Origin of the sequence: Mesorhizobium sp. M6A.T.Cr.TU.014.01.1.1, assembly GCF_004022765.1 — a bacterium.
Classification (GTDB): domain Bacteria; phylum Pseudomonadota; class Alphaproteobacteria; order Rhizobiales; family Rhizobiaceae; genus Mesorhizobium; species Mesorhizobium mediterraneum.
Map to the genome: position 1 here is coordinate 76,947 of NZ_RZPG01000019.1, position 25,738 is coordinate 102,684.

The 25,738-nt window shown below is 62.4% G+C and carries 27 protein-coding genes; 14 read left to right on the top strand and 13 right to left on the bottom strand.

Annotated features, from left to right (window positions below; genetic code table 11):
• Positions 1-30: 30 nt before the first annotated feature.
• From EN885_RS21415 to EN885_RS21425, 3 genes are all read left to right on the top strand, one after another.
• Complete coding sequence (locus tag EN885_RS21415; protein ID WP_126105919.1) at positions 31-228, top strand: hypothetical protein; 198 nt, start codon at positions 31-33, stop codon at positions 226-228.
• Positions 229-372: 144 nt separating this feature from the next.
• Complete coding sequence (locus tag EN885_RS21420; protein WP_128243147.1) at positions 373-879, top strand: hypothetical protein; 507 nt, start codon at positions 373-375, stop codon at positions 877-879.
• A 48-nt stretch (positions 880-927) separates the two neighbouring features.
• The gene (locus tag EN885_RS21425) at positions 928-1,575 is read left to right on the top strand and encodes a hypothetical protein (RefSeq protein WP_126105917.1); all 648 of its coding nucleotides are present in this window, start codon (positions 928-930) and stop codon (positions 1,573-1,575) included.
• Between the two features lie 188 nt (positions 1,576-1,763).
• Here EN885_RS21425 and EN885_RS21430 read toward each other — a convergent pair whose 3' ends face one another.
• Positions 1,764-2,243: an Lrp/AsnC family transcriptional regulator gene (locus EN885_RS21430; protein ID WP_128243148.1), complete on the bottom strand. Its 480-nt coding sequence runs from the start codon at positions 2,241-2,243 to the stop codon at positions 1,764-1,766.
• A gap of 89 nt (positions 2,244-2,332) precedes the next feature.
• Here EN885_RS21430 and EN885_RS21435 point away from each other — a divergent pair, with 89 nt between their 5' ends.
• A complete protein-coding gene (locus tag EN885_RS21435; protein WP_128243149.1) occupies positions 2,333-3,238 on the top strand; it encodes a DMT family transporter in 906 nt (301 codons plus the stop codon).
• Here the strand turns inward: EN885_RS21435 and EN885_RS21440 are convergent, their stop codons facing one another.
• On the bottom strand, positions 3,239-4,144 hold the full coding sequence (locus EN885_RS21440) for a dienelactone hydrolase family protein (protein ID WP_126105914.1): 906 nt from the start codon (positions 4,142-4,144) through the stop codon (positions 3,239-3,241).
• A 211-nt stretch (positions 4,145-4,355) separates the two neighbouring features.
• Between EN885_RS21440 and EN885_RS21445 the strand changes: the two genes are divergently transcribed.
• The 3 genes from EN885_RS21445 to EN885_RS21455 are packed head-to-tail and all read left to right on the top strand — an operon-like array spanning position 4,356 to position 6,834.
• Entirely contained in the window at positions 4,356-5,729 is a 1,374-nt protein-coding gene (locus tag EN885_RS21445) for a cytochrome P450 (protein WP_126105913.1), read from the top strand.
• A gap of 10 nt (positions 5,730-5,739) precedes the next feature.
• On the top strand, positions 5,740-6,534 hold the full coding sequence (locus EN885_RS21450) for a class I SAM-dependent methyltransferase (protein ID WP_126105912.1): 795 nt from the start codon (positions 5,740-5,742) through the stop codon (positions 6,532-6,534).
• A 48-nt stretch (positions 6,535-6,582) separates the two neighbouring features.
• Positions 6,583-6,834, top strand: a complete 252-nt coding sequence (locus tag EN885_RS21455) for a hypothetical protein (RefSeq protein ID WP_126105911.1) — start codon at positions 6,583-6,585, stop codon at positions 6,832-6,834.
• Between the two features lie 9 nt (positions 6,835-6,843).
• Here the strand turns inward: EN885_RS21455 and EN885_RS21460 are convergent, their stop codons facing one another.
• Positions 6,844-9,156: a glucose/quinate/shikimate family membrane-bound PQQ-dependent dehydrogenase gene (locus EN885_RS21460; RefSeq protein WP_128243150.1), complete on the bottom strand. Its 2,313-nt coding sequence runs from the start codon at positions 9,154-9,156 to the stop codon at positions 6,844-6,846.
• Between the two features lie 245 nt (positions 9,157-9,401).
• Between EN885_RS21460 and EN885_RS21465 the strand changes: the two genes are divergently transcribed.
• The gene (locus EN885_RS21465) at positions 9,402-12,092 is read left to right on the top strand and encodes a UvrD-helicase domain-containing protein (RefSeq protein WP_128243151.1); all 2,691 of its coding nucleotides are present in this window, start codon (positions 9,402-9,404) and stop codon (positions 12,090-12,092) included.
• On the top strand, positions 12,089-12,526 hold the full coding sequence (locus tag EN885_RS21470) for a hypothetical protein (protein ID WP_245457995.1): 438 nt from the start codon (positions 12,089-12,091) through the stop codon (positions 12,524-12,526). Before EN885_RS21465 ends, EN885_RS21470 begins: the two co-directional genes overlap by 4 nt.
• Before the next feature lie 9 nt (positions 12,527-12,535).
• Here the strand turns inward: EN885_RS21470 and EN885_RS21475 are convergent, their stop codons facing one another.
• Positions 12,536-13,732: an MFS transporter gene (locus EN885_RS21475; RefSeq protein WP_128243152.1), complete on the bottom strand. Its 1,197-nt coding sequence runs from the start codon at positions 13,730-13,732 to the stop codon at positions 12,536-12,538.
• A 153-nt stretch (positions 13,733-13,885) separates the two neighbouring features.
• Here EN885_RS21475 and EN885_RS21480 point away from each other — a divergent pair, with 153 nt between their 5' ends.
• Entirely contained in the window at positions 13,886-14,461 is a 576-nt protein-coding gene (locus EN885_RS21480) for a TMEM175 family protein (RefSeq protein WP_126105907.1), read from the top strand.
• 6 nt (positions 14,462-14,467) lie between these two features.
• Here EN885_RS21480 and EN885_RS21485 read toward each other — a convergent pair whose 3' ends face one another.
• Positions 14,468-14,749 (bottom strand): hypothetical protein, encoded by a 282-nt coding sequence (locus tag EN885_RS21485; protein WP_029351415.1) that lies wholly within the window; start codon positions 14,747-14,749, stop codon positions 14,468-14,470.
• A gap of 133 nt (positions 14,750-14,882) precedes the next feature.
• On the opposite strand from EN885_RS21485, the gene EN885_RS21490 reads away from it, so the two are divergent.
• Positions 14,883-15,749, top strand: a complete 867-nt coding sequence (locus EN885_RS21490; protein WP_128243153.1) for an SDR family NAD(P)-dependent oxidoreductase — start codon at positions 14,883-14,885, stop codon at positions 15,747-15,749.
• 3 nt (positions 15,750-15,752) lie between these two features.
• Here the strand turns inward: EN885_RS21490 and EN885_RS21495 are convergent, their stop codons facing one another.
• The 3 genes from EN885_RS21495 to EN885_RS21505 all read right to left on the bottom strand — a co-directional run bounded on the left by EN885_RS21495 (position 15,753) and on the right by EN885_RS21505 (position 17,517).
• Entirely contained in the window at positions 15,753-16,181 is a 429-nt protein-coding gene (locus tag EN885_RS21495; RefSeq protein ID WP_164897887.1) for a low affinity iron permease family protein, read from the bottom strand.
• 93 nt (positions 16,182-16,274) lie between these two features.
• The gene (locus tag EN885_RS21500; protein ID WP_128243154.1) at positions 16,275-16,916 is read right to left on the bottom strand and encodes an antibiotic acetyltransferase; all 642 of its coding nucleotides are present in this window, start codon (positions 16,914-16,916) and stop codon (positions 16,275-16,277) included.
• 97 nt (positions 16,917-17,013) lie between these two features.
• The gene (locus tag EN885_RS21505) at positions 17,014-17,517 is read right to left on the bottom strand and encodes a CreA family protein (RefSeq protein WP_095483478.1); all 504 of its coding nucleotides are present in this window, start codon (positions 17,515-17,517) and stop codon (positions 17,014-17,016) included.
• Between the two features lie 200 nt (positions 17,518-17,717).
• Here EN885_RS21505 and EN885_RS21510 point away from each other — a divergent pair, with 200 nt between their 5' ends.
• Together EN885_RS21510 and EN885_RS21515 are read left to right on the top strand one after the other, a co-directional pair.
• A complete protein-coding gene (locus EN885_RS21510) occupies positions 17,718-18,296 on the top strand; it encodes an SCO family protein (protein ID WP_128243219.1) in 579 nt (192 codons plus the stop codon).
• 65 nt (positions 18,297-18,361) lie between these two features.
• Entirely contained in the window at positions 18,362-19,234 is an 873-nt protein-coding gene (locus EN885_RS21515) for a 50S ribosomal protein L11 methyltransferase (RefSeq protein ID WP_128243220.1), read from the top strand.
• A 34-nt stretch (positions 19,235-19,268) separates the two neighbouring features.
• On the opposite strand, the gene EN885_RS21520 is transcribed toward EN885_RS21515, so the two are convergent.
• Entirely contained in the window at positions 19,269-19,454 is a 186-nt protein-coding gene (locus tag EN885_RS21520; protein WP_095483353.1) for a hypothetical protein, read from the bottom strand.
• A gap of 271 nt (positions 19,455-19,725) precedes the next feature.
• Here EN885_RS21520 and EN885_RS21525 point away from each other — a divergent pair, with 271 nt between their 5' ends.
• A complete protein-coding gene (locus tag EN885_RS21525; protein ID WP_128243155.1) occupies positions 19,726-21,570 on the top strand; it encodes an aminopeptidase P family protein in 1,845 nt (614 codons plus the stop codon).
• Positions 21,571-21,599: 29 nt separating this feature from the next.
• Here the strand turns inward: EN885_RS21525 and EN885_RS21530 are convergent, their stop codons facing one another.
• From EN885_RS21530 to ligA, 4 genes are all read right to left on the bottom strand, one after another.
• Positions 21,600-21,896 (bottom strand): AzlD family protein, encoded by a 297-nt coding sequence (locus EN885_RS21530; protein WP_128243156.1) that lies wholly within the window; start codon positions 21,894-21,896, stop codon positions 21,600-21,602.
• Positions 21,893-22,621 carry an AzlC family ABC transporter permease gene (locus EN885_RS21535; protein ID WP_126105896.1) on the bottom strand — a complete coding sequence of 243 codons (729 nt, stop codon included), beginning with the start codon at positions 22,619-22,621 and terminating at the stop codon, positions 21,893-21,895. The genes EN885_RS21530 and EN885_RS21535 overlap by 4 nt, the downstream gene beginning before the upstream one ends.
• A 135-nt stretch (positions 22,622-22,756) precedes the next feature.
• Positions 22,757-23,464: a TIGR02453 family protein gene (locus tag EN885_RS21540; protein WP_128243157.1), complete on the bottom strand. Its 708-nt coding sequence runs from the start codon at positions 23,462-23,464 to the stop codon at positions 22,757-22,759.
• Entirely contained in the window at positions 23,461-25,611 is a 2,151-nt protein-coding gene (gene ligA / locus EN885_RS21545) for an NAD-dependent DNA ligase LigA (RefSeq protein ID WP_128243158.1), read from the bottom strand. Before ligA ends, EN885_RS21540 begins: the two co-directional genes overlap by 4 nt.
• Positions 25,612-25,738 lie beyond the last annotated feature (127 nt).

The following is a 25,738-nucleotide window of genomic DNA, read 5'->3' on the forward strand; positions in this document are numbered from 1 at the left end:
GGCTGGGCGGAAGCGGTTCGGGGAACGTGCATGAAAACCGACATCAAGGTCGAGGCGGACAGGCTGGCGGCCGACCCACGCATCAGCGACTATGACTTCTGGCGCTCACTGAAGAACCTCAACAACGAGATCTTCCACATCGCCAACAACAACGAGCCGATCCCCTTCGCCATGATCCGCTGGCGCGCCATACTAAAACAGGCGCGCTCGAAACGCGGCCACGTCTGACCGCCGCCATTGTGAAATAGCTCCCAGCTTGCGCTGCCTCCTCCGCTTGCCGGCACTTCTGCCGTCGCGCCAACGCGTTCCCGCGACGGTTACAGCGTCGGGAAACTGCACTATTGTGCTAATCTTCAGCTGGAGGAGCTTGGGATGGATCGATTTGTCGACGCAGTGTCTAAGTCACTGAAGGAAAAGAACTGGCTTTCAGCACTCAGCCTAAGCCTTTTGCTGCCTGACATCTGCGGAAGGTTGGAAAAATCGAACGCAAAATCGACGGAGAGATACATTGAATGGTTCGACCGGTGGGTAGGGCCCCGCTACACCCATGAGATCGGGCCGTCCCACCAGCGTCACGTTTTTCTTTCGGGAGCAGACTGTTATTCTCTCAGATGCGCGCTGTCTCACGAGGGGCGGGACAACATTGAAGACCAGCGCGCTCGAAAGGCGCTGAAAGACTTCATGATTGTTGAGCCGCCCCCAGTTGGTGCAGGCATGATACATTGCAACCAGATTGACGACACCTTGCAGTTGCAAGTCGACATTTTCTGCACGGACATAATTGCGGGCGTGCGCAACTGGATGGCTTCGGTAGAAGGCAAAGCCGCCATCAATGCAGGGCAGCAGTCGTCCTTGATCTCGATTAAAAGTATTCGATGATCTCAGTCCGTCTTCACTTCTTCGAACATCTCCGGCCCGAGAAAGATCTTGCCGCAGCAGCCGGTAAATCTGCGCCAGATGTATAAACTTCAAACAGAGCTGATGACCATGGCAGTAAACGAACAATCCGTGCTGACGTACATCAAGTTGATGGAGGAAATTAAAGTTCGTTTCGCGTGGTTGGATTACCTGATGTCTGGCCAACTCCAAACGCCTGCGAACTTGAGAGAAGAGAGCTGTTACCTACAAATTAGGATGGTATGCGAACTTATAGCTCTAGGGTGTGCTGTGATGCACGACAACGTCCCTAACATTACGAGGGTAAGGAAGGATTATCAGGCAGACAAAATCGTAAACGAAATGGCAAAAGCCTACCCTGACTTCTTCCCGGAGCCTCTGGCCGCTCAAGACGTGCCACATGGCATGATCACGAGATTCAACGGAGATGCGTTGACCAGAGACGGTCTTGTCGCACTCTACAGGAGGTGCGGAGAAATACTGCACAAGGGCTCCGTCAAGAACTTGGGTAAGAACGTGGCGCCCAAACTTGATGACATCCATTCGACATCACAATTGATACGAAATCTGATCAGCAGGCATCAAATACGACACTATGATCAGGACGCATTCTGGATCGTAGGCATGAACCATGGAGGCACTGGCCAAGTCGGATACATGTATTTCGAAAAGGCCTAGCGACCTATTGTGTGGAATCCTTTGTTGCTCGGTTCCGCGCGCCTGCCGCTCCCAGTTCTTTCTCGCCCAGCTCTTGCTCACTGAGCCTGCCATACCGCTCGATCGCTGCTTCCAGATCAGCGAGCGAATCGTCCTCGACTGAGGCATTGACCACAGCGCCAGAAAAGTGTCGATCGGATACGTGGCTCTCAAGGTTGCCGCTTCAGCGCCCACAGCGGCGAGCGCGCCACCACCGGTGACGACTGGATGATCGCGGTGTTGGTCATTGCAAACGGAATGATGCGGTCGATCACCCGTTCGAGCTCGGCCACCGAGCCGACATGCGCCAGCGCGATGAAACAGTCCTCGCCGGTCACCCGGTCGCACTGGGCGATTTCCGGCAAATCGCGGATGATCTCGGCCACCACTGCCAGTTGCCCGGGCACCGGCCTGATCCGCAGCCATGCCGATAGTTTCATGCCGAGCGCGGCCGGATTGATCCGCACCGTGTAGGCCTCGATCACGCCGCTCTCCTGCAGCCGCCGGATGCGCTCGGCCACGCTCGGCGCCGACAGGCCGACCGAGCGCGCAAGTTCAGCCGTGCTGGTGCGCGCATCCTTTTCCAGCAGGCGCAGGATTTTCAGATCCGCGGCATCCAGATCGGCATTTTCGTTTCGAAGGCGTTTCAACGAAAACTCCTTGGCATTGGAAAACCAATGGTCTCTTTGGCTGATCACTGTCCATATAAAACGGAAAGATTGCCTGCGATAATGATTCAATGGATGATCCAGTGCAAGCCCCAGCTGCAATCCCTGCCCTCGCCGGCCCAGTCTTTGGCAAGCTGGCGAGCTCGCTGCCGCCGCATGTCTGGTTCGGTGTCAGCGCTGTGTTCCATTATCTCGGGCCGGCTTTCGCCGTGCTGCTTTTCCCGCATGTCGGCGTGCTCGGCATGGCCTGGCTGCGCATCGTCACGGCCGCCCTGGTCTTCGCGCCAATGACCCGGCCGTGGACGGTCTTTGCCCGCGCCGACCGGCCGACACGACTGTTGCTTCTGGCCTTTGGTGCTTGTCTGGGCGTGATGAATTGCTCCTTCTACCTGGCGCTCGACCGGTTGCCGATCTCGCTGGTCGCGGCGATCGAATTCGTCGGCACCATCGGTGTCGCGCTGGTCGGCGTCAGAAGCCCGCGCAATCTCGGCGCGCTTGCCGTTGCGGTCATCGGCACCTTGCTGCTGATCGACGTCAAATGGTCGAGCGACCCGATCGGCCTGTTCTGGGCCTTCCTCAACGGCGCCCTGTTCGTTGGCTACATCGTGCTTGGCCATCGCGTCGCCCGCGCCGGCGCTGGCGACGGCATCGCCGGCCTTGGTGCCGCCATGGCGGTGGCCTTCCTCATCGTGCTGCCGATAGGCTTCAGCGATGCGTTGCCGGCTTTCTCGGCCCCGCCACTGCTCATCGCCGCCATCGGCGTCGGCATCTGCTCGTCGGTCATCCCCTATATCTGCGAGCAGCTTGCCATGTCGCGGCTGCCGCGATCGAGCTTCGCGCTGATGCTGTCGTTGCTGCCAGTCACCGCCACGCTGATCGGCGTCATTGTGCTCCGCCAGATACCCAGCTCCACCGATTGCCTCGGCATCGCCCTGGTGGTGGCCGGCGTCGCTTTCCACAAACCGGCAAACGCCTGATCAGGCAAGCTTTTCCCTGAAGAAGGTGCTCGTCCGGCCCCAGGCGAGGTCCGCTGTGTTCTTGTCGTAGCGGGCCGCTGATGTGTCGTTGTTGAAGGCATGATTGGCGCCTTCATAGACATAGACCGTGTGCTCGACCTTGGCTGCATCGAGTTCCTTCTTGAAGGCGTCGATACCGGCATTGATGCGGGTGTCGAGCCCGGCATAATGCAGCAGCAGCGCTGCCTTGATCTTCGGCACATCCTCGGCCTTCGGCTGCATGCCGTAATAGGCGACAGCGGCAGCCAAATCCGGCGTGTTGGCAGCCAGTGTGTTCACCGTGCCGCCGCCCCAGCAGAAGCCGACCGCGCCGACCTTGCCGTTGCCATCCGCGTAGCTCTTGAGGAAAGCGACCGTTGCGACCGCATTGGCGGTGGTCTGCGCCGGATCGAGCTTGGAAAACTGGTCACGCGCCTTGTCTTCGTCGGCCGGCGTGCCGCCGAGCGGCGACAGGAAGTCCGGGGCGAGCGCCACGAACCCTTCCAGCGCCACGCGCCGCGCCACATCGCGTATATGCGGGTTGAGCCCTCTGTTCTCATGCACGACGATGACGGTGCCGAGCTTGCCGGATTGGCCGGCTGGCTTGACCAGATAGCCCTTCATCTCGCCACCGCTGCCGGGATAGCTGATGTCCTCGCCCGTCACGCGTGAATCGTCCTCGGCAACGATCGCCGCCCGGGCTGAATTCGCCGCCAGCAGTGGTGCGATTGCGGCGGCCGCCGCACCTGATCCGGCAAGCCTGGTCAACTGTTCCATGAAGCGCCGCCGGTCGAGCGTCAGATGCGTGTATTCATCATAGGCGTCGATCATCGCCTGGGTAATGGCGGGTCTCGTGACGGCTGGGCTGGCAGGGCTCGGTTTCGTCATGGCGCGCTCTCCTCGGCTTCTGGAAATACTCCCGCCGCGCAACATAGGGTAGAAGCCGGCATGATCCAGTCACGGATGAGTGAGGTCCCAGCACGCAGCGCGCTCCACAATGTCGGTCGGCCTGCATTAGCTATGGACCGCCGGAGCGTTTTCCTTAGGATGCCCAAGGGGACATCCGTAAGCTTGCGGCTATGTCGAGCTTGGGTGGGGCATGCTGGCATACAAAGTGGGGAAATGGCGCACGCTCGGGCTGATGGCCCGTTTCGCGGCCGAGCCGCTGACGGCAGCGCGTAACGCGCATCGCGCCTTCGGCCTCTTCATCCGCGCTGACTACCCGCACTCGACCGCGGCAAAGCCGCGCCGCGTCTTCATGATCGCCGATGCCGAACTCTACAAGACCATGCTGTCCGATACCGAGACTTGGCGCAACGTCCAGATCAGTGCGACCAGCAAGAGGTCGGGCGCCTCACAACGCCTGTCCTACGGCATGACGAGACTGCGCGGCGAACGTCATGAGCACTATCGCAAACTTTTCGCACCGCCGCTGAAGCGACCAGCCGTCATGGCGATGAGCCCTGAGATGGCGCGGATCGCCGCTGAACAGGTCGCGAGTTGGCCGCTCGGCGCCGCCTTTCCGCTGACAGAGGCCGCAAAGACGATGGCCAAGCATTTGGCGATCGGCCTTCTCTTCGGCGACGACCACCGGCGCGCCATGCCGATCGCCGAGATGATTGCGCGGGCGATGCAGGCGAGCTGGATCGTCCCCACCCCCGCTTTCTTCCGCTGGCTCCGCGAGGCCGAGGGTCAGGAACGCGCCATCCTTTCCTGGGCGGAGGAAAAGCGCGGCAACAAGGACGCGCAGGACATCCTGTCGATCCTCGTCAACAACACCGACGAGGTGGGCAAGCCACCCTCGGTCGAACTGATCGGCGGCATCGTCAGCTTCGTCTTCGGCGCTGCCTATGACACCTGCCAGAACGCGCTGGCCTGGACCGTGATCCTGCTCACCCAGCATCCGGACGCCATGGCAGGACTGGTCGCGGAGATCGACGCGGCAACCGGCGGCAGGCCTGCTACAATGAACCGGATCGGCACGCTGCCGCTGCTCGACGCAACGATCAGGGAAGCGATGCGGCTTTTCCCGCCGGTGCCCTTGCAGATGCGCAGGGCGACCAGGACGACGATACTGGGCGCAGAGCCGATTACCCGCGGCGATCTGGTTTTGATCAGCGCCATGACGATCAACCGCGATCCATCGCTCTATCCCGATCCCGACAGCTTTCGGCCGGACCGCTGGGCCACAATCCGGCCATCGCCGTTCCAGTACACGGTATTCGGCGCAGGCGGCCACATGTGCCCCGGCGTCACCTTCGGCCTGCAGATGATGAAGATCGCGTTGGCCACCATCCTGTCGAAGCGCTCGGTGGAGCTGTCGCCGGCAGCGCGGATCGCCTACCGCACCAGAGTAACCCTGGCGCCGATCGGCAACGTCGAGGTGATCATGCGCCCGCGCGGCGAGGCTGCCCGTTCGGTCCGGGCGACCGGCCGGTTCCGCGAGCTCGTCGTGATCCCGGCACTGACATAGGAAACTGCCAATGGTCGCGCAGCAGAAAATGATCCGCATCTACGACCGGGTCATGAAGAGCAGCAAGCAGCGCCGCTACTACGGCGGCAGCGGATTCTACAATTTCGGCTACTGGGCGACGGGCGCCACGTCGCAGCGCGAAGCCAGCGAAGCGCTTGTCGACACGTTGCTGGCGCGGCTGCCGAAGAAGGACGGCCGCATCCTCGACGTCGCCTGCGGGCTCGGCGCATCGACGAAACGGTTGCTGCTGTCCTATCCGCCGGAGGCCGTCACCGCCATCAACATCTCCGCCGCCCAGGTTGCGACGGCGCGCCAGAACGCTCCCGGCGCAGCGGTGCTGCAGATGGATGCCGTCAAGCTCGCCTTCGCCGACGAAAGTTTCGACGCGGTCATCTGCGTCGAGGCGGCCTTCCATTTCGATACGCGTGCGGCTTTCGTCGCGGAAGCCTTCCGGGTGCTCAAGCCCGGCGGCGTGCTGGTGCTGTCCGACATCCTGTTTCGGGGCTTCACCTCTGCAATCTCTGATCGCCTTGGCGTGCCGAGGGCCAATCTGGTCTCCGACATTGCTTCCTACCGGGTGCTGTTCGGCGTGGCCGGCTTTCAGGACGTCAAGGTAGAAGACGCCACCGACAATTGCCTTGGCGGCTTCCGCCGCAGCCTCGTCGCGTGGCCGGCATCGGAACGGGCGAAAGGCACCATGAGCCTGAAGTCCAGCCTCGGCACCGCCATCGTCTGCCGGCTCATCGCTGGTTATTTCGGCGCTGTCGCCAAGGCCTATCTGCTGGTCTCGGCGCGAAAGCCGTAACGCGATCGCGCCACGCCGTCATCACGTTTTTGTAATTGATGGCAAATCTTGACGTTCCTGCCACAATATAAAGGAAAGCTGCTGGTGGTGACGTCGCCCACGCTGGCTGGCTCTGACAAGAAGGAACAAACGCGCATGACCTTCCCCACCCCGATCCTCGTAAGCGCATTCGTGCTTGCCGGCGCTGCCCTACTGACGCTCCGGTCCGCAGCCTTCGCTGCCACCAGGCGATCGATGGTCAAGGTCCGCAGCAACCGGCGCCGTGCTGCAAGCAGCGTGAAAAGCAATCCTGGCCTCTGAAAGAACTCTCTACTTCGGCAGCGTGTAGGCCATCACATAATCCCCCGGCTTGGTGCCGACCGAGCCATGGCCGCCGGCGACGATGACCACGAATTGGCGTCCATCGGCGACCGTGTAGGTCATCGGCGTCGACTGCCCGCCGGCCGGCAGCCGGGTCTGCCAGAGCTGCCTGCCGGTCGTCAGATCATAGGCGCGGAAGAAGTCGTCGACCGCAGCACCAAGGAAGGCGACGCCGCCGGCGGTGATCATCGGCCCACCGATGCCCGGCACGCCGACCTTGAACGGCAGCGGCAGCGGCGTCATGTCGTAGACGGTGCCGTTGCGATGCTTGTAGACGATCTTGCCGGTCCTGAGATCGGCGCCCGCGACATAGCCCCAGGGCGGTGCCTGGCAGGGGATGCCGAGCGGCGACAGAAACGGCTTCAATATCACTGCATAAGGCGCACCTTCATTGCGGTTGAGGCCCTGTTCGCTGCCTTTGGTATCGCCCGGCGGCGGCACGTCCGCGCGCGGCACCAGCTTGGAGATGAACGCCAGGTATGTCGGCATGCCGAATATCACCTGCCGGACCGGATCGACCGCCACGCCGCCCCAGTTGAACGTGCCGAAATTGCCGGGATAGATCAGCGAGCCTTGCAGCGACGGCGGCGTGTAGCGGCCCTCGTAGCGCAGTTTAAGGAACTCGATCCGGCAAGCCAGCTGGTCGAACATGGTGATGCCCCACATGTCGGCGCCGGTCAGCGGCTTCGGATTGAAGCTCAGGTCCGAAACCGGCTGCGTCGGCGAGGTGTGGTCGCCCTCGATCGCGCCGCCCGGCGCCGGCACTTCGTTGATCGGGACGATCGGCTCGCCGCTGCGCCGGTCGAGCACATAGAGGTCGCCCTGTTTGGTCGGCCCGACCAGCGCCGGCACGACGCCGGCAGCCGTGGTGATGTCGACCAGCGTCGGCTGCGCCGGCACGTCCATGTCCCAGAGATCGTGATGCACGGTCTGCCGCACCCACCGCAATTGTCCGGTGTTGAGATCGAGCGCTGTGACCGAAGAGGAGAATTTCTCGTCATTGGCGCTCCGCCCGGCGCCGAGCTGATCCGGCGTCTTGTTGCCGAGCGGCACATAGAGCAAACCGAGCTTCTCGTCGGCGCTCGCCGTCGACCACATGTTGGGCGAGTTGTTGGTATAGGTCTGACCCGGTGCCAGTGGCGTCGTCTGGTCCGGATTGCCCGAATCCCAGTTCCAAATCAGGGCGCCGGTGTCGACGTCGAAGGCACGGATGACGCCGGACGGCTCCTGCGTTGAATAATTGTCGTTGACCGCGCCGCCGACGATGATCTTGTTGGCGACGATCAGCGGCGCCGACGTCGAATAATAATAGCCCGGCTTCGGATATGGCATGTTGGCGAGCAGGTTCAACGTGCCGCCTTCGGCAAATGTGGGACAGACCTGGCCATTCGCGGCGTCGAGCGCGATCAGCCGGGCGTCGGATGTCGGCAGATAGACGCGTGCTGCACAGGGCTGGCCGGCGGCGATTTTGGCATCGGCATAATAGGACACGCCGCGGCACGTCTGGTGCTGGCGGTCCTTGTCCAGCTTGACCTGGGGATCGAAGCGCCATTTCTCCTTGCCGCTCGCGGCATCTATGGCAATGGCGAAATTGTGCGGTGTGCAAATGTAGAGCGTGTCGGCGACCTTCAGCGGCGTCACCTGATAGGTTGTCTCAGTGACGTCGTCGGGCCCTTTCACGTCACCGGTGCGATAGGTCCAGGCCGGCTGCAAATTGGCAACGTTTTCGACGGTGATCTGGTCGAGAGGCGAATAGCGCTGGCCATACTGGGTGCGGCCGTAAAAATGCCATTCGCCGGCTGGCACGTTGCCGCCGAGGTCGGCCGTTGGCGTCACCTCATCGGTATTGAGTTCGCCGGCGATATCCTTTGGATCGGTTGTCATCGAATAGCCGGCGACGGCAAGCGACGCCAGCACCGCGAGGATCAGCGGCGCGCGTCCATCGGGACCGGTGAGCCCGCGCCGCGCCCACGGCGTCAATAGCCACAACGCGATAAGCACGATGATGCCGCCGCGCGGACCGAGTTCCCACCAGTCGAAGCCGATTTCCCAGACCGCCCAGCAGAGCGTGCCGATGACGATCGCCGCGTACAGCCACAGCGCCATGGATTTGCGCCTGTAGAGCAGCCAGCCAGCGACGAGGAAGGCGATGCCAGCAATGATGTAGTACCAACTGCCGCCCAGCGAAGCTAACCAGATGCCGCCGCCACCAAGCGCCAGGCCGATGAGGAAAAGGATGAGGGAGGTAACGACGACAGCCAAGACGATGCTCCTTCGACTGGTGCGCGCTTCGCAACGCGTCAATGGGCAACCCGGCATTGCGTTCCTGCCCCGAGCACAACTTTCTCCGGCCCGCCGTGGCTGTCAAGCAAGCTCCGCGTTTTAGGCGTGGACCCACAGCAAGCTCGACGTTTTGGGTCGCGGACCCATCCAGATTGTGGACTGGACTGAGAACAAAACGGAGACACTTCTGGCCTTTCGCTGCCGAATCACTACATTCGGGGGAGATGTCCGGCTTTTCGGAAGATATGCCTTTTTTTGACGAACCGAACGCGCGGCCCGTGGCCCCGTCGGGCATTGCTGCGCGCGCCATGGCTGCCCGCAGCGGCCACAACAATGCGCCCGATTATCTGAACGGGCTCAACCCCGAGCAGCGGCTGGCGGTGGAAACCACCGAAGGCCCGGTTCTGGTGCTGGCCGGCGCCGGCACCGGCAAGACGCGCGTCTTGACCACCCGCATCGCCCACATCCTCGCCACCGGTAAGGCCTTCCCGTCGCAGATCCTCGCCGTCACCTTCACCAACAAGGCCGCGCGCGAAATGAAGCAGCGCATCGGCCTCTTGATCGGCGAAGGCAATGTGGAAGGCATGCCGTGGCTCGGCACCTTCCACTCGATTGGCGTGAAGCTCTTACGCCGGCACGCCGAGCTTGCCGGGCTCAAATCCGATTTCACTATTCTTGACACCGATGATGTCGTGCGCCTGATCAAGCAGCTCATCCAGGCCGAAGGGCTGGACGACAAGCGCTGGCCGGCCAAGCAGTTCGCCCAGATGATCGACGGCTGGAAGAACAAGGGGCTTGGCCCCGCCGACATTCCCGAGGGCGACGCCCGCGCCTTCGCCAACGGCAAGGGCCGAGAGCTCTACAAGGCCTACCAGGAGCGGCTGAAGACGCTGAACGCCTGCGACTTCGGCGACCTCCTGTGCCATCCGATCCGCATCTTCCGCGCCAATCCGGACGTGCTGAAGGAATATCATAAGCGTTTTCGCTACATCCTCGTCGACGAATATCAGGACACCAACACCGCGCAGTACATGTGGCTGCGCCTTTTGGCGCAGCGGCCACAATCCTCCCCCCTTGAGGGGGAGGTGCCCGCGAAGCGGGCGGAGGGGGTTGCCGCAGAAGGCACCGCCAGAGCGTCGAGCATTGCCGCACGGACCCCACCCGGCCGGGCTTTGCCCGGCCACCCTCCCCTCAAGGGGGAGGGAAACCCGCGCCCGGCCACGGTTAATATCTGCTGCGTCGGCGACGACGACCAATCCATCTACGGCTGGCGCGGGGCCGAGGTCGACAACATCCTGCGCTTCGACAAGGACTTCCCCGGCGCCACGATCATCCGGCTGGAGCGCAACTATCGCTCCACCGCGCACATCCTCGGCACCGCCTCCCACCTCATCGCCCACAATGAAGGCCGCTTCGGCAAGACGCTGTTCACCGAAAAAATCGCGGAAGACGATGAGAAGGTGCATGTCCATGCCGCCTGGGATTCCGAGGAGGAAGCCCGCGCCGTCGGCGAAACCATCGAAGCCTATCAGCGGCAGAAGCACAATCTCAACGACATGGCGATCCTGGTGCGCGCGTCCTTCCAAATGCGCGAATTCGAGGACCGTTTCGTCACGCTCGGCCTCAACTACCGCGTCATCGGCGGCCCGCGCTTCTACGAGCGCCTCGAAATCCGCGATGCGCTGGCCTTCTTCCGCGTCGTCGCGCAAGGCGCCGACGACCTCGCCTTCGAGCGCATCGTCAACGTGCCGAAGCGTGGGTTGGGCGAAGCCACCATCCGCCAGATCCACGATACCGCCAGGGCGCTGCGCATCCCGATGCTGGAGGCCGCCGCCAAGCTCGCCGAAAGCGACGAGTTGAAGCCAAAGCCGCGCGCCGCGCTGCGCGAGGTATCAGCCAATTTCGAGCGCTGGCAGAAGGCGCTGGAAACCACGCCGCACACCGAACTGGCCGAGACCATACTGGAGGAGAGCGGCTATACCGATATGTGGAAGAACGACCGCTCGGTGGAAGCTCCCGGCCGGCTGGAAAACCTGAAAGAACTGATCCGCTCCATGGAGGAGTATGAGTCGCTGCGCTCCTTCCTCGAACATGTCGCACTCGTGATGGACGCCGAGCAGAACGCCGAGCTCGACGCCGTCAACATCATGACGCTGCATTCGGCCAAGGGCCTCGAATTCGAGACCGTTTTTCTGCCCGGCTGGGAGGAAGGCCTGTTCCCGCACCAGCGCGCACTCGACGAGGGCGGCCGCTCCGGGCTGGAGGAAGAACGGCGGCTGGCCTATGTCGGCCTGACCCGTGCCAAGAAGAACCTGCATTTGTGGTTCGTCTCCAACCGCCGCATCCATGGTCTGTGGCAATCGACGATCCCGTCGCGTTTCCTCGACGAATTGCCGGAAGCCCATGTCGAGGTCGCCGAAAGCGGCAACAGCTACGGCGGTTACGGCAATTCCTATGGCGGCGGCTCGTTCGCATCGGGCCGTGGCGGCCAAGGAGCAGGAAGGCAGAACCCCTATGGCGCCTCGCGTTTCGACAATGTCGGAGCCGAGAAATCTGGCGCCTTCTCCAACACCTATGCGACGCCGGGCTGGCAGCGCGCGCAACAGAACCGCACCGAGGCAACCGACCGCAACTGGGGCTCGCGCTCCGGCCATCAGGTCGAGCGCATCGGCTATGGCGAGACCGACTCGGGCTATGGTGCCGGCCGCACCTCGATCAAAGGCCGCACCATCGACGGCGAGCTGGTCGCCAAATCCGTCGCCGACACGCCGTCGGCCTTCAATGTCGGCGACCGCGTCTTCCACCAGAAATTCGGCAACGGCAACATTTCGGCCATCGACGGCAACAAGCTGACCATCGACTTCGACAAGGCCGGCCAGAAACGGGTTCTAGACGGGTTTGTCACCGGGGTGTGAGAGACAGCAAAATCAATAAAAAGAGCTGGATCAGACGCACGCCGACCCTCGCCGCAATCGACATCGCCACCTACATCAACAAGGTCGCGTCCTGGTCCTTCATCCTGTTCGGCGTCACCATCGTGCTCTTCGCCACGGTGCGCGCCACCGGCGCGGTGATGCCGCCGCTGATCATCCTGGTGATCTCGGTGCTTCTGGTGCGCACCAGCTTCGCCTATTTCTTCCGAAGCGTGATCGGCGAGGAAGCGCTGTGGTGGAGCTTTCCGGTCGGCTCGATCACCTCGCTCGCGCTGGCAGCGGCCTATTACCGCTTCGGTCGCTGGCGCACTATGCACATGATCGAGGGCAGGCCGGCTGCCGGCGAGCCGCCGGACACCGGCCTCGGCGTGCCGCGCCAGCGCGCGCATCTTTCGCCCGAAACGCCGAACGGCTGAACGAAGCGCTCACAGCGCATATCTGGCGCCAAACGCGAGCGCCACCAGGGAAAAGATCGTGATCATGCCGGCAAAGGCCAGGCTTGCCATTGTCGCGCTTATCACCGTCGACAGGATGCCAATACCGATGACCGGCAGCGCATTGCCGCAAAAGCAGCAGATAAAGAAGGCTGAGACCACTTCGGCGCGGCGGCTGGCCGGCGCGATCTGGTTGACCACTTGCAGGCCGCCACGATAGCCGAGCGCTGCCGCGACGCCGCAGAACGCAGTCGCGGCGATCATGATGGCCATCGAAGCGAAGACCTGCGCCGCCACGACCAGGACGACGGTCGGGATCATCAGGGCCAAAGCCGCGAGCATGGTGCTGCGGCTCGAAAGGCGTGTCGTCACCAATATGGTGACGGCGGCCACGATCGCCAGTTCGAAGAACAAGGCGCCGGCCAGGGCATGGTTGGTCACATGGAGCTGCTGCGCCAGTATGCTCGGCGCGAGCGCCGCGTAGAAACCGACCAGCGCCATGGCGCCGAAGCCGGTTACCGCTGGCGCCACGAAACCGGCGCGGATTTCACCAGGCACCGAGAACCGTGGCTGCATGGAGATATCGGCCAGTTTTCCCGGTTGTGAAATGGTTTCTCGCGTGCGCCAGACCAGCGCCGCGACAAGGGCAAGCACCGCCAGATAAACGACGAATGTCAGCCTTAGTGGCCACGGCGCATATTCGGCAAGCAGTCCCGCCGCCAGCGCGCCAAGACCGAGACCAAAGAAATTGGTGCTGGTGGCAATGATGGCGGCACGTGATTTGTCGTCGGTAGCGACCAGCTCGGCGAGCCAGGCGGTGCCGGTTCCCGCACCGACGCCTATACCCAAGCCGCTCAGAATCCGGGCGATGTCGAGCCACGCGACATTTTCGGCGAACAGGAAAAACAGCGCGCTGACGACCGCCACCGTCATCGCCGCCAAGGCGACCGGCCGGCGGCCGATGACATCCGACACGCGCCCGAACATCAAAAGCGCCGCCAGGTTACCGATGACATAGACGGCATAGACCAGGGTAAGGGTGATCTGCGAGAAGCCGAACGCCTGTTTGTAGATGACGTAAAGCGGCGTCAGCACCGTGCTGCCGGCGAAAAGAACTGCGATCATGGCAGCAACGGCGGCCATTGCCGCCCTGCCGCCGAGCTCGTTATCGCACGTCATGGCGATCATTTCGACCTCCAGTTGTCAGGGAATCGTGACGCTAACGCCTGTTTCGGGTCAGGTGTTCCCCTCCTCGGACGTGCTCCTGACAGGTTTGGCGGTATTGCCGGTGGCGCTGCGCGAAATCATCTTTTAACTTCAGCGCATTGGTAAGGAGAATCCATGGGCAAGGGACGGGTCGAGGCATTTACCGATGGCGTCATGGCCATCATCATCACCATCATGGTGCTGGAATTGAAGGTGCCGCATAGCGCGGAATTTTCCGCGCTGGCACCTCTATGGCCCACTTTTCTCAGCTATGTGCTGTCCTTCATCTATGTCGGCATCTACTGGAACAATCTGCACAACATGTTCCACACCGTGCAGCGCGTCGATGGCCGCGTGCTGTGGGCCAATCTGCATCTGCTGTTCTGGCTGTCGTTGATGCCCGTGACCACCGCCTTCATGGGTGAAAACCATTTCGCGCCGGTGCCTGTCGCCGTTTACGGTGTTGTCCTGGCGCTTTGCGCGGCCGCCTACTTCATTCTGGTCGTCATACTGCATCGGCTGCATGGCAACGACACTGCCTTCGCCAGAGCGGTAGGCACCGACCGCAAGGAAAAGATCTCGGTGGTCCTCTACATCGCCGCCATTCCGCTGACCTTCGTCAATCAATGGATCAGCGTCGCGCTCTATGTGCTGGTTGCCATGATCTGGTTCGTGCCGGACAAGCGGTTCGAAAAGCAGATCGAAAAATAGGTCCGCCTAGCCTCGCATCGCTTTCAGCTTTTCCGCCACCGAGGCAGCAAGGTCGGCGTAGCGCTCCTCCAGCCGCTCGGCCGCCTTGATCACCGAAAAATCATGGCCGAATTTTTCCAGCGCCATGCGCAGCTTCTCGACGAACTCCGCCTGTTTTTCGAGCGCCGAAAACAGCGTCTTCACTTGCGCTTCGCTGATGTCGGGATTGGCAAGCATTTGCGGCACTTCGCGGCTCATCTGGTCGCCGGTGGCGGTCTGTTCTTTCAGGATCTCGATCCAGTCGGTCAATCGGTAAATCTCCTTTTTGTCAGGACAGCATGCGCAGCGCCTGCCGATGTGGTCAACCCAAGGACGCCAAAGCGGGCTTGCGCGAGCCCCTTGCCGCGTTAAGTTCGGCGCAACTTGAACGAGGATAATCGCCATGACCACCGACGCCGAAATCCAGACCGCTTTGCCTGCGCTAGCCTCCGGCAACGTTGCCGTCATCACCGGCAGCGCCAGCGGCATCGGCCTTGCCGCGGCCAAGCGGCTGGCGGCGATGGGCTTGAAAATCGTGCTGGCCGATATCGGTGGCGCGCGGCTCGACGAGGCTGCCCGCGCCGTTGCCACGATTGCCGGCGATAACGCGGTGCTTGCTGTCGCCACCGATGTCTCGAAGGCCGACGAACTAGACCTGCTGGCCGAAAAGGCATTCGGTGCCTTCGGCGAGGTGTCTTTGTTGATGAACAATGCCGGCGTCGGCAACAATCCTGGCAAACCCTGGGAGAACCGCGACGCCTGGAAGCGTCTGCTGGACATCAATTTCTGGGGCGTCGTCCATGGCGTCGAGGCCTTTGCGCCGGGCATGCTGGCGGCCGGCAGGCCAGGCCTGATCGTCAACACCGGCTCCAAGCAAGGCATCACCACGCCGCCTGGCAACCTTGCCTACAACGTCTCCAAATCAGGCGTGAAGACCTTCACCGAAGGCCTGGCACACGCGCTGCGCAACGAGCCTGGCGCAAAGGTTGCGGCGCATCTGCTCATTCCGGGATTCACTTTTACCGGCCTGACCGAGGGCGCGACCGAAAAACCCGCCGGTGCCTGGACAGGCGAGCAGGTGATCGACTTCATGCTGACCTCGCTGGTGCGCGGCGATTTCTACATCCTGTGCCCCGATAACGAGGCGACACGGCCCATGGACGAAAAGCGCATGGCCTGGGCGATCGGCGACATCGTCGAGAACCGCCCTGCTCTGTCGCGCTGGCACCCGGCCCACAAGGACGCTTTCGCGGCGTTCATGGAAAGCTGACGCTTACGCCGCACGTGTCTTCGAGCCGCGCTTTTGCGCAGCGGCTTTCTTGACCGCAGCATCGGCGATCTTCTGGTCATGCCGTTTCGCCGCCTGTTCACATTTTTTGCGAATCTCCTCGACCTCGGATTCGGTCAGGTGCTCGATGCCGATAAAAGTATTGTGAGCTTTGCCGGCCCGGATCAACTCGTCGAGTTTCGTCTGAATCGCCGTGCCATCGCGGTTCTGGGTGTTCTGGATGAGGAACACCATCAGGAAGGTGACGATCGTCGTGCCGGTATTGATGACGAGTTGCCACGTATCGGAAAAGCCGAAAATCGGCCCGCTTATCGCCCAGGCCATGATGATCAGGCAGCAGATGGCGAATGTCGACGGCAGACCGGCGAGATGGGCGACGTAGTTGGCGATCTTCGTGAAACGCTTCTCTATCATGGCAGGGAGAAACAACCGGCAACCGCTCCGGGTTCCCTGAAAGGAGGGATTTCACGGAATTTCACGGACATAGCCGTGCACGCACCCGCAAGATCAGGGTATTTCGTTTTCCCAGCGGTCGAGGAAAACCTCGATGGACAGCGCCTGCATGTCGGGGACCGCCTTGGCCAGTTTCTCGACCGGCCAGTCCCACCAGGCAAGACGTTCGATCCGCGCGGCGATGTCCGCCGCGAAGCGTTGGCGCAATTGCCTGGCCGGAACGCCGGCGACAATCGCATAGGCAGGAACGTCGCGCGTCACCACCGCATTGGCGCCGATGATCGCGCCATTGCCGATGGTCACATCAGGCATGATCACCGCGCCATGGCCGATCCAGACATCGTGGCCGATGCTGACGGATTGCGCCCGGCGCCGTTCCCGGAAAGCCGCGTCGACGCCCAGCCAGCGAAAATACTCGTTCGGGCGGTAGCTGACCTTGTGCTGGGTCAGCCGCTCAATCGGATGCTCCAGCGCGTTGATGCGGCTGTTGGCGGCGATCGAACAGAACTTGCCGATGGTCGCGTAGATCGCCTCGGCGTGGCGCTCGAAATAGGAAAAATCACCGACCATGACTTCACGCAGGATGACCCGCTCGCCGATCGACGCGTAGCGTCCAAGCCTGCACGCCTTCAACTCCGCGGTCGGATGGATACGCGGCTCGGGGTCTTTCAGGACGAGGTTTTCGGGACGGTCCATGCCGGCGCTTTACGCCGCCGCGAACGCTCTCGCAAGCCGACCACAGCGCCCCGCGTCCGTTTGGGCGCGCAAAGGGACGCTGTAGCACTTCAAATTGCTATTTTGGCTTGCCGTTGGTCCACACCACGTTCTGGCCGTAGAGCGGCACGGTGGTGACCGACATTTTCGCCGAACCGTCCTGCACCTGGCGCGAGTGCGACAGATAGATCAAGGTCTCATTGGCTTTGTCGTAGATGCGGTTCACCACCTGCTTCTTCCAGATCAGGCTGATGCCTTGCTTGAAAACCTCCTCGCCGGCCTCGCTCATGTCGATCTCGCTGATGGTGATCGGCCCGGTCTGGCGGCAGGAGATCGAAGAATCGGACGGATCCTCGAACCAGTTGCCCTTTTGCAAACGATCGATCACGCCGCGGTCGAAATAGGAGACGTGGCAGGTCACGCCTTCGACCTTGGGATCCTTGATTGCCTCGACGATGATGTCGTTGCCTAGCCAGTCGACGCCGACCTTGCCGACCTCCTGGGCGAAAGCCGCACCAGCACCGATGACAAGGCATGCGGCCAAAGCGCCGCCGATCAGTTTTCGCCCAATCAGTCCTTGCAAGGAAGCCTCCTGCGGTTCGAGTTTTGCCGACCTCAGGTGGGACCGGCGGCAGCGCTTTGCAAGCGGATCATTTTTTGACAGGCATGCCGGTTGCGGCAACGCGACATCTTTGCGCGCGCGAGATCAAACCGTTAAGAGTGTTCGCCGAACAAGCTTGCGCCGATACGGCGCCAATGAAAATCACGACGGACACCCAATTGATGATGCGTTCGATACTGGTCGGCATTCTTGTCCTGATGGCAGCAGGCATCGGCTGGCTCACCTTCGACTGGTACCGCGGGCACTATGGCGGCGAGCCGTTCGGCGCGCCGTTCACGCTGGTCGACCAGAAGGGCGCTCCGGTCACCGAGGCTGCCTTTCGCGGCCACCCCAGCGTCGTCTTCTTCGGTTTCACCCATTGCCCGGAGGTCTGCCCGACCACGCTGTTCGAACTGGCCGGCTGGCTGAAGACGATGGGTGACGACGGCAAGAACCTGCGCGCCTATTTCGTCTCGGTGGACCCGGAACGCGACACACCCGAAATCATGAACGCCTATATCAGCAATTTCTCCGACCGCATCCTCGGCATCACCGGCGATCCTGACAAGGTCCACGCCATGGCCAAATCCTTCGGCATCTATTCGAAAAAGGTCGATACCGGCAACGGCGACTACACGATGGACCACACCGCGTCGGTGCTGCTGCTCAACGCCAGGGGCGACTTCGCCGGCACCATCGCCTATGGCGAAAGCCCGGACACCGCCATCGCCAAGCTCAAGCGGCTGGCGGCGGAAGGTTAGAGCATGATCCCGAAAAGTGAGACCGGTTTTCGGAAAAGATCATGCTCAAACAAAAACATCGTTTGATGACCCAAACGCGGCTTTATTTCACCACTGGAAAGATCGAGGCCGACCGTATCTTCGCGGCGTTCGAGACGGCCTTCGAGGACGAAGGTCTGCCGATTGCCATCCTCGAAGTCGATGAGGATCGCGACATCCACGAAGTGTCGCTCTATGCCGACGGCGATGTCGATGCCGTCGAGGCGCGCGTGGAAGAGATTCTTGCCGGGCTTGCCCTGTCGAGGCCGATTGCGCGCGAGCCCGTGCCCGATATCGACTGGGTGACGCGTTCGCTGGAGGGACTGAAGCCGGTGCGCGCTGGCCGTTTCTTCGTCCACGGCGCGCATGACCGCAGAAAGCGCCACAGCGGCGAGCTCGCCATCGAGATCGAAGCGGGCCTCGCCTTCGGCACCGGCCATCACGGCACCACCGCCGGCTGCCTTGAAATGCTCGAACAGGTCGTGCGGCGCGAGCGCCCGCGCAACGCACTCGACCTCGGCACCGGCAGTGCCGTGCTGGCCATCGCGGTGGCCAAGCTCGCCCATATCCCGGTGCTGGCGACCGATATCGATCCGGTCGCCATAAAGGTCGCCGCCGCCAATGCGCGGCTCAACCATGTCAAGGCGCTCGTCGAAACGGCGACGGCTCCGGGCTTCCACCACCCGATCTTTGCCGCGCGCGGGCCCTTCGACCTCATCGTCGCCAACATACTGGCGCGGCCGCTGATGCGGCTGGCGCCCGAAATGGCCGGGCATGTCACCTTGGGCGGCTCGATCGTGCTATCAGGCATCCTCGACCGGCAGCGTGACGCGGTGATCTCGGCCTATGTCGGCCAGCAGTTCCGCCATGTCAGGACGTTGCACCGCGAGGGCTGGGTGACGATCCACCTCAAGCGGTGACGCGCAGCGCCTTCAAACGCAAGCAGCAAGTCGCTCAGACGTAGGGCGACCTTGCCGCCTTCCTCAGCTCTTCGCGATCGTAGCCGTGCGCTTTCAGCGTTTCGTCGTCAAAGCCAAGCAGAACGCCGCTCACATAGCGGCTCGCTTCTCGCTGGCGCGCTTCGATGAGAGCGTTCATGGCGCTTCGGAAAAATCCGCGTCTGGCTGAAATCGTGGACATGATGGTCTCCTTTGCAGTGCAATAAGAGTCGTTCCTCCACTCCAAAAAGGTAAGGTCTGCTGACCTATTTGAAAATCGCTGATTCTGCATGGCGTCTATGCGCAAAAGCGATGCTGCTGGACCAAATCCCGTCGGTTGTCAGGCGGCTGATGCTGTAGCACTTTGATCTTGCGCTGGTTTTCTCCGAACCGAAGATCAGCCCAGCAAAAGTCGATTCCGATTTTCGGGGTCATGCGCTACGGTCGCGCCAGCATCCGAGGAGAGCCCCGTCATGTTCCAGACTTTTGATTCCGCCGGCGACCCAGCCGTCGGCAAGCCGCGGGTGGCGCTGCTGCGTCAATGGCTGGCGGCCAACGACCTGGATGGCTTCATCGTGCCGCGTGCCGATGAGCATCAGGGCGAATATGTCGCCGACCGCTCGGCGCGGCTGAAATGGCTGACCGGCTTCAGTGGCTCGGCCGGCATCGCCATCGTGCTCGGCGGCCGCGCCGTCATGTTCGTCGACGGACGCTATACGCTGCAGGTGCGCCAGGAAGTCGATCTCGACATCTTCTCGATCGAAAGCCTGGTCGACAATCCGCCTCCCACTTGGATCAAGGACAATCTCGGCAAGGGCGTGCGGCTTGGCTTCGATCCGTGGCTGCAGACGATCGGCGACGTGAAAGCGCTGAAAGCTTCGGCCGAAAAATCGGGGGCGGTTTTGGTGCCGCTCGAGAAGAATCCAATCGACGCCATCTGGAAGGACCAGCCCGACCCGCCGCGGGCGCCGGTCGAGCTCCATCCGATCGCCTTTGCCGGCGAACTGGCCAAGGACAAGCTGGCGCGGCTGGCGTCGGCCATCGGCAAGGATGGCGCCACCCATGCCGTGCTGACCGACCCGTCCTCCATCGCCTGGGCCTTCGACATCCGCGGCGGCGACGTGCCGCATACGCCGCTGGCGCTCGGCTTCGCTGTGCTCGCCGCCGACGGGTCGCACCAGCTTTTCATGGACCAGCGCAAGTTTTCGCGCACCGTCGCAGCTTATCTGACGCAGCTTGCTGAACTGCACGAACCCCGTGACTTCGAAGCGGCGATCGCGGCTCTGGCCAAGGGCGGTGCAAAAATCGCGCTGGACCCGGTGCTGGCGGCGAAGAAGCTCAGCATGCTGGTCGAGGACAATGGCGGCACCGTCATATCGGCGCCCGATCCAGCCCGCATTCCACGCGCCACGAAAAACCAGGCCGAGATCAACGGCGCCCGCGCCGCGCATCGCCGCGATGGCGCCGCCGTGGCCAAGCTGCTCTGCTGGCTCGACCGCCAGAAACCCGGCAAGCTCGACGAAATCGCCGTCGTCACCAAGCTCGAGGAGTGCCGCCGCAGCACCGGCGAGGAAACGCAGATGCCGTTGCGCGACGTGTCTTTCGACACGATCTCGGGCGCCGGTCCGAACGGCGCCATCATGCACTACCGCGTTTCCCGCGCCACCAGCCGAAAGCTTCAGTCTGGCGAGCTGTTCCTGCTCGATTCCGGCGGGCAGTATCAGGACGGCACCACCGACATCACCCGCACTGTGCCGATCGGCAATCCGACCGAGGAAATGCGCGAACGCTTCACGCTGGTGCTGAAGGGCATGATCGGCATTTCCATGCTGCGCTTTCCCCCGGGCACGCGCGGCTCCGAAATCGATGCCGTGGCGCGTCTTGCCCTGTGGAGACATGGCTGCGATTTCGCCCACGGCACCGGCCACGGCGTCGGCTCCTATCTGGCCGTTCACGAAGGCCCGCAACGCATCGCCAAGACCGGCACTGAGAAGCTGCTGGCGGGCATGATCCTCTCCAACGAGCCGGGCTACTACAAGGAAGGCTCTTACGGCATCCGCATCGAGAATCTCATCCTGGTGACGCCGGCCGAACCGATAGAGGGCGGCGACATCACCATGCACGGCTTCGAAACGCTGACGCTGGCTCCGATCGACACCAGGCTGGTGCGCACCGACCTGTTGACGCGTGACGAGCTGCACTGGCTCGACCAATACCACGCACGCGTGCTGGCCGAGATCGGACCGATGCTCGATGGCGAGACGCTGGCCTGGCTGGAACAGGCAACCGCACCGCTGCCGCACGACCAGAAGATCTGATTTTCACAAAGGCGTGTAGCAGGTTTCGTCTATCCGGCGAACTGCCGGGCGAGGACGAGCACGGCGGCGCCGGCCAAAAACATCGCCATAAGCCCGCCGCGCAGCGAGACCAGCCCGGCGACGATCAATGCCGCCCATTCCGCCGGCCCGGCGCCAAGGGCCGCGGGCGCCACCAGCGTCGTCAGCACCGCCGCCGGCACGGCGTTCAGCCCTGCCTCGACGCGCGGATGGACGTTTTCGAAGCGCGAGATCACCAGATGCCCGCCGATGCGGGTCAGATAGGTGGCGATCGCACCGGCGATGATGATCCACAGGGTTGTGCTCATGGCCGCGCCTCCACACCACTGTGGTGCGGCGGCAGGATGACGGCGAGCAGCACGCCGGCCACGGCGCCAATGGAGACGTGCCAGGGCGAGCCCACCGTCTTGTAGGCTATGATGGAGGCAGCAGCACTGGCGACGACCACCGGTAGCCACAATGGCCGTTTGCGAAAGCTCATGACCAGTCCGAGAAAATAGATCGGCAGCAGGAAATCGATGCCCAGCGCATGCGTATCGGGAATGAGCTTGCCGAACATCGCGCCGAGCGCGCTTTCGGTTACCCAGAACACATAGACCGGCAGGCCAAGCCCCATGTACCAGGCGAAGCCGACCGTCTCGCCGGCTTCCGCCTTACGCTCAGCCACCGCGAACTGCGGATCGGTGAGCAGGAAATAGCCTACCGCTTGCTGGATCAGCGGCCAGTGCGCGATGCGCCGGCCGATACCGGCGGAATAAAGCACATGGCGGAAATTCACGGCGAAGATCGACAGCACGATCAGCCATGGCGCGACATGCTGCCCGAACAATTCGATACCCACCATCTGGCTCGCGCCGCCGTAAACCATGGCGCTCATCAGGACGGCTTCGAGCACCGAAAAACCATTGTCGACGGCAAGCGCACCGAACAGCAGTCCAAACGGCGCCGCCGCCACCACGACGGGCATCGAGAGCCGCACGCCTTGCCAGAAATCGCTCTTCGCGCGGTTTTCGGAGATTGCTTCCGCCGACATCAGCCACTCCTTGGGACCATTCTTTTGGAGAAAGGTCGTATGTAGGGAGCGCCACTTGCCTTGTCACACCAATTCGCTTGAGCCAAACGATCAGCGGAAATGATCGCGCAGCCATTTTGCACGTTCAGGCCTGCATCATCGGTCCGGAGCTTGGTTCACCGGGACCTTGCCTTCGATCGCCCTGCCCCAGTCGAGCAGCGGCTTGGCGCGCATGGTGAAATCGACGAGCTCGTCGGCCAATGCCGCACTGTGGATTCCCGCAGGGTCGATCTCGTGCCAGACTACGAAATGCCGATTGCGGATGGCGGCCACGAGGTCGATGTCGGTGACATGCTCGAAGCCACGCGGTGTGCGCTTCATGCAGCCTTCCGGATCAAGTTCGAGACGGTTTTGCTTCAACGCCTTGATCAGCGCTCGGAATTCACCCGGCCGTGTCCCGATGGCTTGGCGCATCGCCAGCAAAAGCGCCGGCCCGGGTTGCCACCAGGCAACGGCGGCAAAGCAGCGCTCAAGCCCGATATAGACGAACAACACGCCCTGTTCCATCTTGGTGCCGTCAGGCGAAAGAATTGCCGACAGATGCCGGTTATAGGGTCGTTTATCCTTAGCGAAACGCACGTCGCGATTGATCCGGAACAGCGACTTCTTGCGATCGCCGCGCAACCCCAGCCCCACTACAGCGAAGCGCTCGGAGAGCGTTTCGACCAGATCGCCGAAAGGATCGCGCAACTCGCTTTCGAAAAGGTCGCGGTTTTCGACAAACCACTCCCGGCGCTGATGAAAATTGAGCGCCTTGAGGAAAGGAAGGGCCTTTTGGCCGAAACCGGTAAATGCCACCGTCACGCCTTGCCGATCCGCACGAACCACGCATCCTCGTCGATCACTTCGATGCCGAGCTCGGTGGCGAGCTTGAGCTTGGAGCCGGCACCTGGTCCGGCAACGACGAGATCGGTCTTCTTCGACACCGAGCCGGCGACCTTGGCGCCGAGCTTTTCGGCCATTGCCTTGGCCTCGTCGCGCGACATTTTCTCCAATGCGCCGGTGAAGACCACCGTCTTGCCGGAGACCGGCGACGACACGCCACCGACCGGCTCCTCGTCGAGCACTGTTACTTCCGCCAGCAATGCGTCGAGCGCCTGCCGGTTATGGTCTTCAGCGAAGAAGTCGACCACCGCTTCGGCCACGATCGAGCCGATGCCGTTGATGCCGTTCAACTCCTGCCAGGCGGCGTTGCCCGGGTCGCCCTTGCCGGCCGGCATGACGGCGCTTTGCCCGGTTTCGCGGAAAGCCGCAAAGGAAAGGAAATGGCGGGCCAGCCGCTTGGCGTTGGTCTCGCCGATGTGGCGGATGCCGAGCGCATAGAGGAAGCGCGAGAACTCGACCTGCCGCCGGTCGTCGATTGCCGCGAACAGCTTGCGCACCGAGGTCGCGCCGAAACCGTCGACATTCTCGAGCTTGGTCAGCGATGCTGCCTGCCGTGCCTTCAGCGTGAAGATGTCGGCCGGCGAATAGATGCGCAGCGACGGATCCTCGGCATGGAAGAAGAACTCAATCTGCTTCTCGCCCAGCCCCTCGATATCAAAAGCGCCTCGGGACACGAAATGGCGCAGACGCTCCACCGCTTGCGCGGGGCAGATCAAACCGCCTGTGCAGCGCCTGACCGCTTCACCCTCCTCGCGCACGGCGTGGCTGCCGCAGGCCGGGCAAAGCACTGGGAATGCATATGGCATGCTGTCGGGCGGCCGCTTTTCCATGACCACGTCGATGACCTGCGGAATGACATCGCCAGCACGCTGGATGCTCACCGTGTCGCCGATGCGAATGTCACGGCCTTCGCGGATCGGCTGGCCGCTATTGCCGATGCCCTTGATGTAGTCCTCATTGTGCAGCGTCGCGTTGGTCACCACGACGCCGCCGACCGTCACCGGCACAAGCCGCGCCACCGGCGTCAGCGCGCCGGTGCGGCCGACCTGGATGTCTATGCCGGTCAGGATCGTCGTCGCCTTCTCGGCGGGGAATTTGTGCGCGATCGCCCAGCGTGGCGAGCGTGACACGAAGCCCAGCCGCTGCTGCAGCTCAAGGCTGTTCACCTTGTAGACGACGCCGTCGATGTCGTAGCCAAGCGTCGCCCGGTTGGATTCGATCAGCCGGTATTGTTCGAGCAGCCCTTCGACACTATCGAACAGCTTCATCAGCGGGTTGACCCTGAAGCCAAAGCTCTCGAACGCTGCCACCATGCCCATCTGCGTGTCGGCGGGCATGGCGTTCACCGCGCCCCAGGCATAGGCGAAAAACCGCAGCGGCCGGCTGGCGGTGATCGAGGTGTCGAGCTGGCGCAAGGAGCCTGCCGCCGAGTTGCGCGGATTGGCAAAAACCTGCTTTCCGGCCTCGGCATTGCGGCGATTGAGCTCGGCGAAATCAGTGAGGCGCATATAGACCTCGCCGCGCACTTCCAATACTTCGGGAAAATCCCCCGAAAGCACATTGGGAATCTCAGCGATGGTGCGGGCGTTGGCTGTCACATCCTCGCCGACCTGGCCGTTGCCACGCGTTGCTGCCGTCACCAGCCGTCCCGCCTCGTAGCGCAGCGACAGCGACAGGCCGTCGATCTTCGGCTCGGCCGTCATGGCCAACGGCGCGTCGGCGCCGAGCCGCAAGAAGCGGCGAATGCGGCCGACGAAATCGATCACGTCCGCATCGGCAAAAGCGTTGTCGAGCGACAGCATAGGAATGGCATGGACGATCTTGCCGAATTTTTCCGACACCGCCGCGCCGACTTTCCGTGACGGCGAATCCTCGCGCACAAGATGAGGAAAACACTGCTCGATGGCGAGATTGCGCCGCCGCAGCGCATCGTAGGCGGCGTCCGAAATCGTCGGCGCATCTTCGGCATGGTAGCGCAAATCATGGCCGGCGATTTCCTGCGCCAACCGCTTCAGCTCGCTTGCTGCCTCGCTTTCATCAAGCGAATCGACAGGTTTTTCGGACATGCACTGCTCCTCGACGCATGATCCCGAAGCTCGGAACGATCTTCGGAAATGACTATGCGCAAAATCAAATTGCTACAGCGTCCTTTGCACGTCCGAAAGGACGCGCGGCGCTGTAGCGGCGGCGCCA